The sequence below is a fragment of the Corallococcus silvisoli genome, assembly GCF_009909145.1.
GTDB classification, from domain to species: domain Bacteria; phylum Myxococcota; class Myxococcia; order Myxococcales; family Myxococcaceae; genus Corallococcus; species Corallococcus silvisoli.
Map to the genome: position 1 here is coordinate 260,749 of NZ_JAAAPJ010000012.1, position 14,480 is coordinate 275,228.

Annotated in this window: 13 protein-coding genes; 10 read left to right on the forward strand and 3 right to left on the reverse strand. The window is 70.6% G+C overall.

Annotated features, from left to right (window positions below; all coding sequences use genetic code 11):
• Positions 1 to 159: 159 nt before the first annotated feature.
• The 3 genes from GTY96_RS24445 to GTY96_RS24455 are packed head-to-tail and all read left to right on the forward strand — an operon-like array spanning position 160 to position 3,379.
• A complete protein-coding gene (locus GTY96_RS24445; protein ID WP_235685823.1) occupies positions 160 to 549 on the forward strand; it encodes a hypothetical protein in 390 nt (129 codons plus the stop codon).
• A gap of 23 nt (positions 550 to 572) precedes the next feature.
• A complete protein-coding gene (locus tag GTY96_RS24450; protein WP_143908851.1) occupies positions 573 to 1,190 on the forward strand; it encodes an RDD family protein in 618 nt (205 codons plus the stop codon).
• A complete protein-coding gene (locus tag GTY96_RS24455; protein WP_143908751.1) occupies positions 1,175 to 3,379 on the forward strand; it encodes a D-alanine--D-alanine ligase family protein in 2,205 nt (734 codons plus the stop codon). Before GTY96_RS24450 ends, GTY96_RS24455 begins: the two co-directional genes overlap by 16 nt.
• A 58-nt stretch (positions 3,380 to 3,437) precedes the next feature.
• Here GTY96_RS24455 and GTY96_RS24460 read toward each other — a convergent pair whose 3' ends face one another.
• Entirely contained in the window at positions 3,438 to 4,169 is a 732-nt protein-coding gene (locus tag GTY96_RS24460) for a TetR/AcrR family transcriptional regulator (RefSeq protein WP_143908753.1), read from the reverse strand.
• Positions 4,170 to 4,267: 98 nt separating this feature from the next.
• On the opposite strand from GTY96_RS24460, the gene GTY96_RS24465 reads away from it, so the two are divergent.
• Positions 4,268 to 5,800, forward strand: a complete 1,533-nt coding sequence (locus GTY96_RS24465; protein ID WP_161665968.1) for an FAD-dependent monooxygenase — start codon at positions 4,268 to 4,270, stop codon at positions 5,798 to 5,800.
• A gap of 24 nt (positions 5,801 to 5,824) precedes the next feature.
• Here the strand turns inward: GTY96_RS24465 and GTY96_RS24470 are convergent, their stop codons facing one another.
• Positions 5,825 to 7,255 (reverse strand): carotenoid oxygenase family protein, encoded by a 1,431-nt coding sequence (locus GTY96_RS24470; RefSeq protein WP_143908757.1) that lies wholly within the window; start codon positions 7,253 to 7,255, stop codon positions 5,825 to 5,827.
• A 175-nt stretch (positions 7,256 to 7,430) separates the two neighbouring features.
• Here GTY96_RS24470 and GTY96_RS24475 point away from each other — a divergent pair, with 175 nt between their 5' ends.
• The 3 genes from GTY96_RS24475 to GTY96_RS24485 are packed head-to-tail and all read left to right on the forward strand — an operon-like array spanning position 7,431 to position 9,715.
• A complete protein-coding gene (locus GTY96_RS24475) occupies positions 7,431 to 8,096 on the forward strand; it encodes a TetR/AcrR family transcriptional regulator (RefSeq protein WP_143908759.1) in 666 nt (221 codons plus the stop codon).
• Between the two features lie 55 nt (positions 8,097 to 8,151).
• Positions 8,152 to 9,537, forward strand: a complete 1,386-nt coding sequence (locus GTY96_RS24480; RefSeq protein ID WP_143908853.1) for a DmpA family aminopeptidase — start codon at positions 8,152 to 8,154, stop codon at positions 9,535 to 9,537.
• Positions 9,538 to 9,592: 55 nt separating this feature from the next.
• Complete coding sequence (locus tag GTY96_RS24485; RefSeq protein WP_014396669.1) at positions 9,593 to 9,715, forward strand: hypothetical protein; 123 nt, start codon at positions 9,593 to 9,595, stop codon at positions 9,713 to 9,715.
• 33 nt (positions 9,716 to 9,748) lie between these two features.
• Here the strand turns inward: GTY96_RS24485 and GTY96_RS24490 are convergent, their stop codons facing one another.
• Positions 9,749 to 10,252 (reverse strand): hypothetical protein, encoded by a 504-nt coding sequence (locus GTY96_RS24490; protein WP_143908761.1) that lies wholly within the window; start codon positions 10,250 to 10,252, stop codon positions 9,749 to 9,751.
• A 93-nt stretch (positions 10,253 to 10,345) separates the two neighbouring features.
• Between GTY96_RS24490 and GTY96_RS24495 the strand changes: the two genes are divergently transcribed.
• From GTY96_RS24495 to GTY96_RS24505, 3 genes are all read left to right on the forward strand, one after another.
• Positions 10,346 to 11,494, forward strand: coding sequence for an AI-2E family transporter (locus GTY96_RS24495; RefSeq protein ID WP_143908763.1), 1,149 nt, complete (start codon positions 10,346 to 10,348; stop codon positions 11,492 to 11,494).
• Between the two features lie 48 nt (positions 11,495 to 11,542).
• Positions 11,543 to 12,586, forward strand: coding sequence for a hypothetical protein (locus tag GTY96_RS24500; protein ID WP_143908765.1), 1,044 nt, complete (start codon positions 11,543 to 11,545; stop codon positions 12,584 to 12,586).
• Between the two features lie 128 nt (positions 12,587 to 12,714).
• Complete coding sequence (locus GTY96_RS24505) at positions 12,715 to 14,472, forward strand: CotH kinase family protein (RefSeq protein WP_370456620.1); 1,758 nt, start codon at positions 12,715 to 12,717, stop codon at positions 14,470 to 14,472.
• Positions 14,473 to 14,480 lie beyond the last annotated feature (8 nt).

The following is a 14,480-nucleotide window of genomic DNA, read 5'->3' on the forward strand; positions in this document are numbered from 1 at the left end:
AAGAAGCGGCCCGGACGCAGAACCGCGAAGCCTCCGCCCAGACGCGGCGCCGTCTCCCAGACGGCCCGGGCGGGCAAGAAGCCCCGCACGTCCCCAGCCTCCCGAGCGGGCCAACGCCCCGGTCGAGGCCACGCTCCAGTCATCCGCGAACCCGGCCCGTTGCAGTACAAAGTGGTGGAGCTGTCCACGGTGGACGAGGGCGCGCTGGAGCGCACCTTGAACGAGTGGACCGCGAAGGGCTGGAACCTGGACGGCGTGCAGTTCGCGATGCGCGAGTCCTCCAAGCGTCCGGCGATGGCGTTCGTCTTCTTCACCCGGGAGGGCGAGGCCGCGCAGCACGACGAGGACGGCGCGCGCGAGCGGCTGTTGCGGATGTCGGAAGGGGGCAGCCTCACGGCGCACCTCGCGGCGGAGCAGGCGGGCGAGGCGTCGCAGACGGTGGTGCCCTTCGTCCACCCGCTGTCCGCGCACGAGCGGCTGGCGAAGCTGGCGGGGCTGGACGAGCCGGAGCCCACCGAAGAGGGCCTCACGCTGGAGCCCGAGGAGTGAGCGCCGCCCCTGAACGCAGCTTGATGGCCACGGGGCGGGGCTCGGGCCGGGTGCTGCGGCTGGTGCAGGAGGACGCGGAGCCGGATTCGCCCTACCCGAAGGCGTCGCTGCTCTTGCGCCTGGGCGCCCGGGTGGTGGACTGCGCGGTGGCCTGGGGCCTGTATGTGGTGTGTGGCGCGGCGGGCGCGGTGGTGGCGCTCCTGTTCCTGCTGCTCGCGGACGGGATGCTCCAGGGCCAGAGCGTGGGCAAGCGCCTCTGCGGCGTGAAGGTGATGCACCTGCCCACGCGCTCCGCCGCCCGGCACCGGGACAGCACGCTGCGCAACGCGCCGCTCGCGCTGGTGGTGCTCCTGGGGATGATGCCCGCGCCGCACGGCGTGGTGGCCGCCCTGGCGGGCTTCGTGGTGATTGGCGGCGTGGAGGCGTGGCGTGTGCTGCGCGACCCGCTGGGCCTGCGGCTGGGGGATACCTGGGCGCAGACGCAGGTGGTGGACGGGAAGGTTGTCGCGGGCGCGACGGTTGCAGCCCGCACACCGGTGGCCGCGACGCGCGCCCCCGGACGGTTGATGTCCGCGGCGAAGGTGCGCCGTGGCAAGGCATTCAGGAAAGGGAGACGGGGTAAGCCATGCGCATCGCGCTGACCTACAACCTGCGGCTTTCGGACTCGGAAGAAGAGGCGGAGTTCGACACGCAGGAGACGGTGAACACGCTGGCGGGAGCCATTGAACGGCTGGGCCACCGCCTGGAGCGCTTCGAGGTGAGCGGGCCCGCGTCGCGCACCGTCGCCCGTCTGGAGGCGTACAGCCCGGACCTCATCTTCAACACGGCGGAGGGCCGCCGTGGCCGCTTCCGCGAGGCCTTCTATCCGGCGCTCTTCGACGAGCTGGGCTTCGCGTACACGGGCTCGGACGCGTACGCGCTGGCGCTCACGCTGGACAAGCAGCTCACCAAGCTCATCCTGTCCAAGCACGGCATCCGCACCCCGGGCTGGCAGTACGTGGAGAAGCTCAGCGAGCTGACGGCGGAGAACCTGCGCTTCCCCGTCATCGTGAAGCCCAACTTCGAAGGCTCCTCCAAGGGCATCACCCAGGACTCCGTCGCGGAGACGCTGGAGCAGGTGCGGGAGAAGGTGGCGAAGGCGCTGGAGAAGTACCCGGCGGGCGTGCTGGTGGAGGAGTACATCAGCGGGCGCGACCTCACGGTGCCGTTCCTGGCCGCGGTGGACAACGACTTCGACGGCGTGCTCGCGCCGGTGGAGTACGTCATCGACCCGGAGGCCGCCGCGGGCCGCAAGTACGCCATCTACGACTACGAGCTGAAGACCCGCCGCGAGAAGGCGGTGACGGTCCGCGCTCCCGCGAACATCCCGGCGAAGATGGCCGAGGACGTGCGCACGATGGCGCAGAAGATCCTCCAGGTGCTGGACTGCCGCGACCTGGGCCGGTTGGACTTCCGCATCTCCGACGCGGGCGTGCCGTACTTCCTGGAGATCAACGCGCTGCCCAGCCTGGAGCCGGGCGCGGGCATCTACGCCGCGGCGGAGCTGGAGGGCCTGCACCTGGACGGGGTCATCAACTCCATCATCCAGAGCGCCGGCAAGCGCTACAAGATCCGCGACTCCGCGCGCCGCCAGGGCAAGCCCGCGCGCAAGTCCGGGCCGCTGCGGGTGGGCTTCAGCTTCAACGTGAAGCGCGTGAAGCCCAGCGCCACCGCGGAGACGGTGCAGGAGGACAGCGAGGCGGAGTACGACTCGCCCAACACGCTCCAGGCCATCCGCGAGGCCATCGCGTCGTGGGGCCATGAGGTCATCGACCTGGAGGCCACGGCGGAGCTGCCCACGGTGCTCTCCAGCACGCCGCTGGACATCGTCTTCAACATCGCCGAGGGCTTCAAGGGCCGCAATCGCGAGAGCCAGGTGCCCGCGATGCTGGAGCTGCTGGACATCCCGTACACGGGCAGCGATCCCGCGACGCTGTCGCTCGCGCTGGACAAGGCGCTGGCGAAGAAGATCGTCCGCCAGGCGGGCATCCTCACGCCCAACTTCCAGTTGATGGTCACGGGCAAGGAGCGCCTCAACAAGGAGTTCACCTCCTTCCCGCTCATCGTGAAGCCGGTGGCGGAGGGCAGCTCCAAGGGCGTCGTCACCAAGAGCGTCTGCTACTCCGAGGCGGAGCTGCGCGACGTGGTGAAGGAGATCGCCGGCAAGTACCAGCAGCCCGCGCTGATCGAGGAGTACATCGGCGGCCGGGAGTTCACGGTGGGCCTGCTCGGGGAGCGCCGTCCGCGCGTCCTGCCGCCCATGGAGATCGTCTTCCTGGACAAGGCGGAGAAGAACCCCGTCTACAGCTTCCAGCACAAGCTCGATTGGACGGACCGCATCCGCTACGACGCGCCCGCGAAGCTCGAGCCCGCGCTGCTGGAGAAGCTGCGCACGGCGGCGCGCAATTCGTTCATGGCGCTGGGCTGCCGCGACGTGGCGCGCATCGACTTCCGCATGGACGACAAGGGGCGCATCTACTTCATCGAGTGCAACCCGCTGCCCGGCCTCACGCCCGGCTGGAGCGACCTGGTGCTCATCGCGGCGGGCGCGGGCATGGACTACCGGACGCTGATTGGCGAGATCATGGCGCCCGCGATCCGCCGCTACAAGGAGCGCGAGGCTCGCCGGGCCCAGACCGAGAACCCGCCCGGCCCCACGCCGCCGCTCAACAAGGTGGTGCAGCGCATCGAGGAGCAGTCCGCCCAGGCCGCCGCCGCCGCTGCTGCCTCCGCCGCGCCCGCGGATGCCACGCCCGGGGTCGTCGTGCCGCGCGTGGAGCTCAAGTCCTGAGCCACCGCTGACGGTGCGGGGCAGGGGACGGTGCGCGAGCGCCGTCCCCTTCTTCGTCTCAGCGCGCGAGCCGTGCCGCGATGCCGTCGAGCACGCAGTCCAGGCCGCCATCGAACATGACGTCGAACGACGGGTGGCGGGCGTCCTTCACCACCTTCGCGATGGTCGGAAAGCGGCCGGTGGCGATCATCCGCTGGATGTACGGCCACGTGGCCGTCTGCCACTGGGACTTGTTCATGCCGCTCGCGCGCTCCAGGTTCAGCTCGTTGGCCTCGGTCCGGGTGGCGCCGATCACGTAGGCGTTGACGGTGCCCACGGCCTGCATGACCGCGTCGATGTCCTCGAAGCCTGGGAGGCCGCTCAGCGCCGCGAGTGACGCCTCCAGGTGCGCGAGCGCATGGGGGCCCAGGTGCGGTCGGCCCACCAGCAGGTCCACCAGCCACGGGTGCGCGCGCGCGGCCCGCCGGGTGCGCTGGGCGATGGTCCGCAGGGCCTCACGCCACTCACCGTGGATGGGCCCCTCGGACACCATCTCCGCGTACACGGCGTCCACCATGAGCTCGAGCAGCTCCTCCTTGGTGGACAGGTAGCCGTAGAGCCGCATGGGCCCGGCACCGAGCGCGGCCCCGACCTTTCGCAGCGACACGGACTCCAGTCCCTCCGCGTCAGCGAGCGCGAGGGCGGCGTGGACGATCCGCTCGCGGCTCAGCGGCCCGGGTGATGGACGGCTGGGGGGCTCCGGGCGCTCCCAGATGAGGGCGGAGTCCAGGTCGGGAGGCTTCTGGGTCATCGCGGGCCGTCTTGCCCCAGGGGGATTCGGTTGACAACGCGGCCTCGAATATACACTGTATCTACAGGATACGGTGTATCGAAAGGGTGGTCGCGCGGATGGAAACGACTCCGGTTCTGGTGGTGGGTGGCGGCCTGGTGGGCTTGTCCGCCTCGTTGTTCCTGGCCTGGCGGGGCATCCCGACGGTGCTCGTCGAGCGGCACCCTGGCAGCTCGCCGCATCCACGGGCCATCGGCTACACGCCGAGGACCCTGGAGCTGCTGCGCGCGGTCGGCGTGGCGGGCCGCGTCCCCCCCATCCCGCCGGGCTTCCGGCTGCGCAGGGCCCGGGTGGAGAGCCTCGCCGGCAAGTGGTTCGAGGAGTCTCCGTGGACTCCGGAGAACGCGCGCAAGTCCACGCTGGAGTACTCGCCGTGCACGGGGGCCGCGGTGGCGCAGGACCGGCTGGAGCCGCTGCTGCGGGACCGGGCGCTCGAACTCGGCGCGGACATCCGGCTGGAGACCGAGCTGATCCGCTTGGAGCAGGACGCGGAAGGGGTCACGGCCTGGCTGCGCCGTCGAGATGGCGCTGAGTCCACGCTGCGTGCGGCCTACGTCATCGCGGCGGACGGGCACCGAAGCCCCATCCGCGAGGCGCTGGGCATCGGCCGCACGGGCCGGGGCCACATGCGCACGGTGCGCAGCGTCCTGTTCCGCGCGCCGCTCGACGCGTATCTCGAAGCAGGGGTCACCCAGTTCCAGATTGAGCAGGAGGGCTTCAGCGCGTTCCTCACCACGTACGGGGACGGACGCTGGGTGCTCATCTTCTCGGATGATCAGCAGCGGGACGAGGCCACGCTGCGGGCCATGGTGGGCAAGGCGATTGGCAGGACGGACCTGCCGGTGGAGCTCATCACCACGGGCCGCTGGGAGCTGAGCGCGCTGATCGCGGACCGGTTCTCCTCCGGCAGGGTGTTCCTGGCCGGGGACGCCGCGCACACGCTGCCGCCCAGCCGGGGTGGCTACGGCGCCAACACCGGCATCGAGGACGCCCACAACCTCGCGTGGAAGCTGGCGGAGGTCCTCGCCGGAACCTCGACGCCCGCGCTGCTGGACACGTACGACGCGGAGCGGCGCCCCATCGCGTGGCTCAGGCACCAGCAGATCTTCGCGCGCAATGACTACAAGGCCGAAGCGGCGGGGGCCTCCGAGGGCGTGCGCATCCTCGATGACGACGCCATGGAGTTCGGCCAGCTCTATCGCTCCGCCGCGGTGCTGGGCGCGGGGGACGACCTTCCGCCCGCGGCGCGGCCCGAGGAGTGGGCCGGTCAGCCCGGCGCGCGCGCGCCGCATGCGTGGGTGGACCGAGGAGGCGAGCGGCTGTCCACGCTGGACCTGTTCCAGCGTGGCTGGGTGCTGCTCGCGGAGGACGAGCGGTGGCTCCCCGCAGCGAAGCACCTGGGCATCGAAGCGGTGCGCATCGGCGTGGACGTGCTGCCCTCCGAGCCGGAGTCGCTCCGGAAGGCCCTCGGTCTGGAGCAGGGCGGCGCCTCGCTCATCCGCCCCGATGGGTACGTGGGCTGGCGCTCCGTGGACCTGCCCGAGGATCCGCGCGGCGCGCTCACGGACGCGCTGGCGGCCCTCCGGCGTTGAGGTCCGGGGAGGCGACCCGTGGGGCTACTTCGCGGGCGCGAAGCCGCCGTGGAAGGTGGGCGGCAGCGCGTGGTCGAAGTGGCAGCGCGCGACGGGGCCCGCCTCCATGTGGCGCGCGTCCAGCACGGCGACGTGGGACGTGTCTGACTTCACGTCGTAGACCTGCGTGAGCACCCAGCCGTCGTCCTCCGCTTGGGCTCCGGGGCGGGGGACGAAGACAGGCTCGGAGGGGTAGGTGCCCTCGCCGAGCGGAGCCACCGTCAAGCGGCCGGTCTCCAGCTCCACGCGCGCCACGCCGTCGAAGAGGCCGCGCCGGGACGCATCGCGCTGGTGCACGCCCAGGTAGACGGACTGGGGCGCCCGTCCCACCACGCCGGGGGCCACGCGGGGGAACTCGCAGCTCATGTCCAGCCGGCGCTCGGTGCGGAAGGTGCCGGCCTTCACGTCCACCACCGCGCGGTGGAGCTGGCCCTGCGCGTCGGTGGAGGTGGTGCCGCGCACCAGCTCACCCAGCCACTGGTTCGTCGTGAAGTCGGGGTAGTGCACGTAGTCCACCACCAGCGTGTCGCCCGCTTCGTACGCGTTGGCGAAGTGCCAGACGTAGAACGCGTCCGTGGAGATGCGCACCGGGTGTTCCACGTCATCGATGGGCACCACCAGCACCTCCGTGCCCGCGTCCGGACGCCACCGCAGGTTCTCCGAGTACGAGCCCATCCGCAGCAGCATGCGGAAGAGGTTGAGCCGCAGCGGAGACAGGAAGAAGACGAGGTAGCGGTCCGTGGCGATGAAGTCGTGCACCATCGTCGCGCCGGGCAGCTTCACCGCGCCCAGCCTCTGGGCCTTCTGTCCGTCAGGCAGCGCGTACAGCTCCGCGGTCGTCTCCCGGCCGTAGCGGATGCCGAAGTTGTAGGACGCCTTGCGCGACGGCACGCGGTGCGGGTGCGCGGAGAAGCTCTCCACCACCACGCCATCCAAGTCCGTCTCACCCAGGGTGCTCAGGTCCTCCTGGGACACCTCCACCGGGAGGCTCGCCTCGAAGAGCGCGTACAGCTTGCCGTTCCACGCCATCACCGACGTGTTCGCGGAGTTCTTGCGCACGTTGCGCAGCTTGTGCAGCAGCGGAGTGGGGGTGCCGTACGCGCCGAAGCGCTGCCCGTGCGCCCGCCGCTCCGTGACGATGGTGGGCGAGTCCACCATGCGCGCCGCGCCTCGCACCCCGTCCGCGCCGAAGCGCACGCCCAGCATCCCGCCGTCCCCGTCGAACCAGTGCTGATACGGCCGGCCGTGCACGTCGAACGTCCATGGCCCCACCCGGTACAGCGAACCCCGCAGCCCCTCCGGCACCTGGCCCTCCACCCGCAGAGGTTCGAAGCCGTGCTGGCGGGGGAGCGTGCGGAACGCTCGCAGCCAGCCCGGCGCGGAGGAGGACATCGTCTGCTTCGTCGCGGTCGTCATGCGAATCCCTTTCCTGGCCCTCGCGGGGCGCGGGAATCCCCCGCGCCTCGCCTCTTGTAGACACTGTAAACATCACATGTTGTCGGTGTCAACATTCATGTTGACGCTGGAAACTTCAGGCCGTGGATGGTCAAGTCGCGCGGTCGACGGAAGGCACTTCGAGGAGGCAGGGACGGTGGCGACCCGGGGCAGGCGGAAGCAGGCGGAGGCTCCAGCGGACAAGGAGCGCTATCACCACGGGGACCTCCGTCAGGCGCTGGTGGACGCCGCGGTGGCGCTGATCGCCGAGGAGGGCTTCGGCGCGCTGTCGCTGCGGGAGGTGGCTCGGCGGGCGGGCGTCACCCACGCGGCGCCCTACCGGCACTTCGCGGACAAGGAGGCGCTGCTGGAGGCGGTGGCGCACGAAGGGTATCGCGCCATGGCGCGCGAGATGCGCGAGCGGATGGCGACGGCGGACGGCCCCCTGGAGCGGCTTCACGCGGCGGGCGTCGCCTATGTGCTGTTCGCGGTGCGCCACCCGCCGCACTTCCGGGTGATGTTCGGGCCGCACTTCACCCGCCCGCTGAAGCCGCTGCCCGCGGTGGAAGGGGAAGCGGACGCGTTCCAGTTGCTGGTGGACGCCATCGAATCCGGACAGGCCGCGGGCCTGCTTCGTCAGGGCGAGTCGCGTCCGCTGACGCTCACCGCGTGGTCCCTGGTGCACGGACTCGCGTCACTGTTCGTGGACCGGCAGCTCAACGAGTCCGTGCAGGGGCAGGAGGTCGCGGAGGCGCTCGCCCGTGTGCAGACGCGGCTGCTCATCGAAGGCCTGGCGCTGCCCACGCGCCTCCAGGATGCGTGACAGTTGGTAGGGAAGCAGGGTTGACCGTCGGAGATTGTCGGGTACGGTCGGCGCCATGGTGCGGATACCGGAAGAGACAGGGCCGAGGGTCCGGGCGCGGGAGCTGGGGCTTCCGCTGGGGCGCTTCAAGACGGGGAAGTACAACGCGATCACCGACGTGGAGGGCGTGCTGGTAGGCCACACCACGATCATCCAGGGCCAGGGGCCCCTGAGGCCCGGCTTCGGGCCGGTGCGCACGGGCGTCACGGCCATCCTGCCCAACATGGGCAACATCTTCATGGAGCGGATGAGCGGGGGCGGCTTCGTGCTCAACGGCGCGGGCGAGGTCTCCGGCATGACGCAGCTCATGGAGTGGGGCCTCATCGAGACGCCCATCCTGCTCACCAACACCATGGCCGTGGGCGCGGTGTCCGACGGCGTGGCCAACTACCTGGTCCAGCGCTACCCGGGCATCGGCGACGAGCACGACGTCATCATCCCCGTGGTGGGCGAGTGCGACGACTCGTGGCTCAACGACATCTCCGGGCGCCACGTGCGCCAGGAGCACGTCGTCGCGGCCATCGACAGCGCGAAGTCCGGCCCGGTGCAAGAGGGCAACGTCGGCGGTGGCACGGGCATGGTGACGTGCGACTTCAAGGGCGGCATCGGCACGTCGTCGCGCAAGCTGCCGGAGGTGCTGGGCGGCTACACGCTGGGCGTGCTCGTCATGTCCAACTTCGGGAAGATGCACAACCTGCGCGTGGGCGGCCTCCCGGTGGGCGAGGTGCTGGTGGAGAAGTTCAAGAACACCCCCCACCGCGGCAAGTCCTACGGCTCCATCATCGCCGTGGTCGCCACCGACGCGCCCCTCTTGAGCCATCAGATCAACCGCCTGTGCAAGCGCGTGGGCCTGGGCATTGGGCGGGTGGGCAGCTACGCGGCGCACGGCTCCGGTGAGATCGTCGTGGGCTTCTCCACCGCGAACATCATCCCCAGGCGCACCCAGAAGATGGTCTACAAGATGAAGATCCTCCTGGATCAGCGTCTGGACCCCCTCTACGAGGCCGTGATGGAGGCCACCGAGGAGGCCATCCTCAACGCCATGTGCATGGCCACGCCCATGACGGGCGTGAACGACAACTACTCGCCCGCGCTGCCCCTGGACGAGGTCCGCCGCTTCGTGGACGCCTGCCGCCCCATCTTCGCCTCGGTGAAGAAGCGCCCCCACCAGACGAGCGTGCCTGCCTCCAAGGAGCGCCCCAGCGACGAGGACCGGGAGGGGGACGTGACCCTGGGCTCGGCCCTGCCCACCCAGGTGCGCAGCGCGGAGGGCATTCCCTTCCCGACCCGGCCCGCCCCCAACGAGCCCCCCGTGGACGGGGAGGCCGAAGCCCGCCCGGAAGCGCCCCCGCCCCCCACCTCCGGCGAGGACCCCGAGGGTTCCTCTTCCGGGAGCCCGTAGGGTTCTGATAGGTAAGCCCCCCTTTGCTCCATTCCGGAGACCAGGAGCCACCCACATGGCCAACAGCAAGTCCAAGCACCGCCGCGTGCAGATGAAGATCCGTCAGCACTGGAAGAAGCGGATCAAGAAGCAGAAGGAAGCCGCGAAGGCCGCCGCCGCCGAAGGCAAGAAGAAGTAGTTTCGCCCTGGCGCCGCTCCCGGCGGCCCTGGCTCACCGCCGGGTCGCCGTGAAGGGGCGCGTCACCGTGCACTGGAGGCTGCCGGAGCCCTGGATGCGCGAGAAGTTTCCGGAGAAGGTCCCCGTCAGGCTCCCCCCGTCCGACGCGCCTCCGGTGAAGGTCGCGGACACGCTGATGAAGAGGGTGAGCCCGCCATCGCTGCTGGGCGGTGGGGCGCCGGACACGGTCAGGTCCCCCGTCGGGAACACCTGGCCCCGCAGGGCCACCCCCTCCAGGCTGCCGCCCAGGGCGCCGCCGTCGCGCGTGAGCGTGAGGTCCTTGCCGTCGGGCAAGGGGGGCGCGTTGAGGTTGGCGCACTCGGGGGGCAGGCCCGCATCCGGCTGGAAGACCAGCGGATAGACGCCCTCCACCGGCGCGCAGGACTCGCCGCAGTCCGCGTTGCCCTTGGTTCCGCAGGCGGGCGCGAGCAGCAGGAGGGTGCTGGACACCATGGCCGTCGTGACGGCCGCCAGGGGAACGAAACGTCCAGTAGTCATGGGTGGCGAACTCCGGGAGGGAGGCACGGGCTTCCAGGTGGGAAGTGCCGTTCCTACGTTGCGTGCAGCGGTTCTGGGGGACGGGGTGGGGCGGTGACGGCGGGCGATTCGAAGCGGTGGTCCAATTTCATTTTCGCGGGGCTGTTCGCGCTCGCGCTGATTCTCTTCTCGCGCATCTTGTTGCCGTTCCTGATGCCGGTGCTGCTGGGCGGCTTCCTGGTCGTCCTGTTCATGCCCATCCAGGATTCCTTGGACCGTCGGCTCCGGAGCCGCAAGCCCCTGGCGGCCGGACTGTCCACCCTCGCGGTGTTCCTGCTCATCCTGGCGCCCCTGGCGCTGGTGGGCTGGATGGTGGCCCGCGAAGTGCTCCAGTTCGTGGGGCAGGCGCAGGACCTGCTGGACCAGGTGGACCTGCGCCACCACGTCCTCGACAGCCTGCCGCGGGGCCTCGCGCGCTACGTGCGCTTCGACCCGGAGAGCTCGGAGGCGGAGCGGCTGCTGATGACGGCGGTGTCGGGCGGCGCGGGGCTGCTCGCGGACCTGGTGAGCGCCGGCACGGAGCTGGTCGTCGACATGTTCCTGATGACCGTGGCCATGTACTACTTCTTCCTGGACGGGCGTCGGCTGGTGAACGAGGTGGCCCGACTCATCCCGCTGGAGCGTCGGTACTTCGACGCCTTCTCGCACGAGTTCACCGACGTCGCGTACGCCATCATCTACGGCAACACCGTCACCGCGCTGGTGCAGGGCGCGGTGGGCTTCGTGGGCCTGCTCATCGCGGGGGTGCCGCACGCCGGCGTGTGGGGCGCGGCCATGGTGTTGGTGGCGCTGGTGCCGGTGGGCGGCACGGCGCTCGTGTGGGGACCCATTGGCGTGGTGCTCATCGCGGCGAACCGGGTGAGCGAGGGCGTGTTCCTGCTCGCGTGGGGGACGTTCCTGGTGGGCAGCATCGACAACGTCATCCGTCCCCGGCTGTGTGGCTCGCGCATGGCGCTGCACCCGCTGCTCGTCTTCCTGTCCATGTTCGGCGGGCTGGCGGTGTTCGGGATGATGGGCCTGCTGGTGGGCCCGCTCATCGCGTCCATCTTCATGGCCATGGTGCGCATCTACCGGCGCGACTTCCTGGGGCGTCCGCGGACGGAGGCGCCGCCTGAACCCGGGGTGTCGGAGGACGGGTCGCTCAGCCCCCGGCCCGCGCCAGTGCCTTCCGCGGCCAGCGTGGGTCACGTGATGAACGCCTGAGCGCCCAGCCTGGACTTCGCCGCCGCGCTGGGTGAACCTGACCGGCGCATGACGACCACCGGAAGCGCGAGGGTCCCTTCGGGGCTGCTGCGGACCCTGGCCCTCGTCGGAGCCCTGGTGGCTCCGGCCGCGGCGGCCTCTGACGCGGCCCCTGACGCCCTGGCGGCGCCGGCCTTCCACGGCCTCCGCGCAGTCCCCGCATGGCTGTCCCTGCGGCTGGGCTCGGGAACACCGGGGAAGTCCCGGGCGGAGCCGGAGGTGGGGGCGCCCACCTGGGTGCGGCTCAACCTGGCGCTGACGGCGACGTGGCGGCGGTACTGCGCGCGGCCCGGCGTGTCCGGGTGTGGCCAGTTCGACCGGCTCCCGGAGGAGGACCGGCTGGGCGACACGTTCGACTTCTCCTCGTCCCACCCGTACCTGGGGCTGGCGGTCGAGGCGGAGGTGCTGCCGCTGGCGCGGCACCCGTCGTCGGCGCTGCGCGGGCTGGGGCTCCAGCTGGGCGTGCAGCGGGGCTTCTCCACGTCCGACGTGACCATCACCGGAGATGGCGGCAAGACGCCGGTGCGCGAGATCTCCGCCACGGACACCGCGTTCACCGCGCAGGCGCTGTATCGCTTCTACTTCCGCTTCGGCACGACGCGGCCCCAGCAGGGCTACGTGGGCGCGCGCGCCGGGGTGCAGACGCGCGCGTTCGACGTGGAGGCGACCGCGGACAATCCGCTGTCGGGCACGCACCGGGTGTTTCCGTCGGTGGCGTTGGATCTGTCCGTGCCGTTGTTCAGCTCCGTGCGGCTGGACGTGTCGAGCGGACTCCTGCTGTCGCCGACGCCGGGGCACTCGCCGGAGGCGGACGGTGGGCGCAGGGCGCTGGAGGTCCGCGACTTCGGCACGTCCGTGTCCAGCTTCGGTTGGAGCGCGGAGCTGGGCGTGTCGGGGGACATCTGGGGACCGTTCGGCTACGACGTGGGCTTTCGCCTGGCGCACTTCCGGGATCGCTTCTCCGGGGCCGGCACGCGCACCGGGTGGAGCGACGGCGGAGCCGCCGAGGAGACGTACTCCAGCCTGCATGCCGGCTTGATCGCCACGTACTGAGGCGGAGACCGTCGCGCTGTCCACCCCGTGACAGCCCCTGGGGGCGTGGGTGCTTTGCGCGGCAACAGTGCCTACCCCTTGCCCCCGCGGCTGGCTTCCCGCCGTGACCCACAAGGGGGTGTCTCACGGTGCGAGTGACTCGAGCGTGGACGCAGGGACTGGTGGGCCTGATGTGCGTGGGCCTGGTGGCGTGCGGTGCCGGGAATCACCCCCTGCCTCCGCCTTCCTCCGGCGACCCATCTGATTCCGCGTTCGACGCGGGCTCGCGTCCCCCAGCCGAGGTCGTGGACGCGGGTCGAGGTGTCGGCGACCCGGGCACGGCGGACGCTGGAGCGGATGCCGGGACGGATGCTGGAGCGGATGGCGGGGCGGACGCGGGCGAGGTGGGGCCGGTGTGCATGCCCACCGCGGGGGAGACGCGCTGGGTGCTGGAGGGGGAGTTCTTCAGCGCGCGGGTGGTCTGCGCGACGGGCTACACCTCGCCGGGGCTGCGCTTCGGGGTGAGCAACCTGCCTCTGGGCGCCACGTTCGACGAGTCCACCGCCACGCTGCACTGGATGCCCGCGTTGAATCAGGGCGCGGTGTGGATGCTCACGTTGGTGGAGTACACCACCGACGAGACGGGCACGCTGAAGGTGGGCGTGGCCAACAACGACGCGGCGCCGGGCCGGGTCGACATCGTGGACCCTGTCACCTACACGGAGGAGTACGGCCTGCCGGTGGTGCACCTCTTCTTCGACCCCAGCGTGGGGCTGACGTCCGGCGGCTACCGGCCGGTTGGGGTGGTGTACCGGGGCCACCGCTACACCGCCGAAGCGAAGTACCGCGGCGCCACGTCCAGCGTGTTCCCCAAGCGCAGCCTGACGTTCAAGTTCGCGGAGGACGACCTGTTCTCCGAGCCCGTCTTCGGCGGCGGCTTCACGGACCGCAAGCGTCTGGTGTTGATCTCCCCGTTCAATGACAACTCGTACCTGCGCTCGCGGCTCGCGTTCGACCTGTGGAACCGCCTGTCCCCGGACGCCGTGCGCATCCGCAACTTCAGCGTGGTCGTCTACGCGAACAACAAGTTCCAGGGCATCTACACGGCGGCGGATCACCTGGACAAACAACTGCTGACGGCGAGCGGCATCGGCAAGGACGCGGACCTCTTCAAGGCGGTGGATGCGGACGCCAACTTCTCCCGCCTCCGGCGCAGCGGCCAGACGAAGGCGAACCTCCACATGGGCTTCGAGAAGGACGAAGGCACACCCGAAGAGGGCCAGCCCCACGCCTACGACACGCTGGACGCGTTCGTCGCCTGGGTCGCGGACTCCAGCGCGGACACCTTCCGCCAGGAGCTCGGCACGAAGCTGAGGGCTCGCGACTACGAGGACTGGTGGATCTTCAACACGCTCATCCTGGGCAATGACTCACAGGCGAAGAACGCCTACCACGCGTTCAATCCGAAGACGGGCGGGCCGTGGCGCTTCATCCCGTGGGACCTGGATGCGAGCTTCGGGCAGGAGTACGACACCACCCGCTCCAGCCCCCTGGCGCGGCCCACCTACGCGTCGGACAACCACATCTTCCAGCGGATGCTGGCGGACCCCACCCTCGCGGGCCCGCTGCGCGAACGCTACCGGCAGGCGCTCCAGAACGAGCTGAGCGAGGCCACGGTGCAGGCGATGATCGACGGGTATGAACGGGAGCTGGGCCCCAACGCGCTCCGCGACGAGGCGCGCTGGTCCGCCGAGTACCGGACCTTCGCGCGGCCGGACACCGTCGGCTACCTGAACTTCCCGGAGTGGCACCTGCGCCAGGACTTCAAGACGCACGCGGAGGAGGTGGAGTACGTCCGGCAGTGGGTGCACACGCGCTGGACGGCGCTCCAGTCACAGCTGCCCTGAAGGTTGGC

What these genes read in the sequence shown, in the direction of transcription:
- GTY96_RS24450 (WP_143908851.1), top strand. Translation starts at nt 573, where the DNA reads ATGGCCACGGGGCGGGGCTCGGGCCGGGTGCTGCGGCTGGTGCAGGAG.
- GTY96_RS24455 (WP_143908751.1), top strand. Translation starts at nt 1,175, where the DNA reads ATGCGCATCGCGCTGACCTACAACCTGCGGCTTTCGGACTCGGAAGAA.
- GTY96_RS24460 (WP_143908753.1), bottom strand. Translation starts at nt 4,169, where the DNA reads ATGACCCAGAAGCCTCCCGACCTGGACTCCGCCCTCATCTGGGAGCGC.
- GTY96_RS24465 (WP_161665968.1), top strand. Translation starts at nt 4,268, where the DNA reads ATGGAAACGACTCCGGTTCTGGTGGTGGGTGGCGGCCTGGTGGGCTTG.
- GTY96_RS24470 (WP_143908757.1), bottom strand. Translation starts at nt 7,255, where the DNA reads ATGACGACCGCGACGAAGCAGACGATGTCCTCCTCCGCGCCGGGCTGG.
- GTY96_RS24480 (WP_143908853.1), top strand. Translation starts at nt 8,152, where the DNA reads ATGGTGCGGATACCGGAAGAGACAGGGCCGAGGGTCCGGGCGCGGGAG.
- GTY96_RS24485 (WP_014396669.1), top strand. Translation starts at nt 9,593, where the DNA reads ATGGCCAACAGCAAGTCCAAGCACCGCCGCGTGCAGATGAAGATCCGT.
- GTY96_RS24490 (WP_143908761.1), bottom strand. Translation starts at nt 10,252, where the DNA reads ATGACTACTGGACGTTTCGTTCCCCTGGCGGCCGTCACGACGGCCATG.
- GTY96_RS24500 (WP_143908765.1), top strand. Translation starts at nt 11,543, where the DNA reads ATGACGACCACCGGAAGCGCGAGGGTCCCTTCGGGGCTGCTGCGGACC.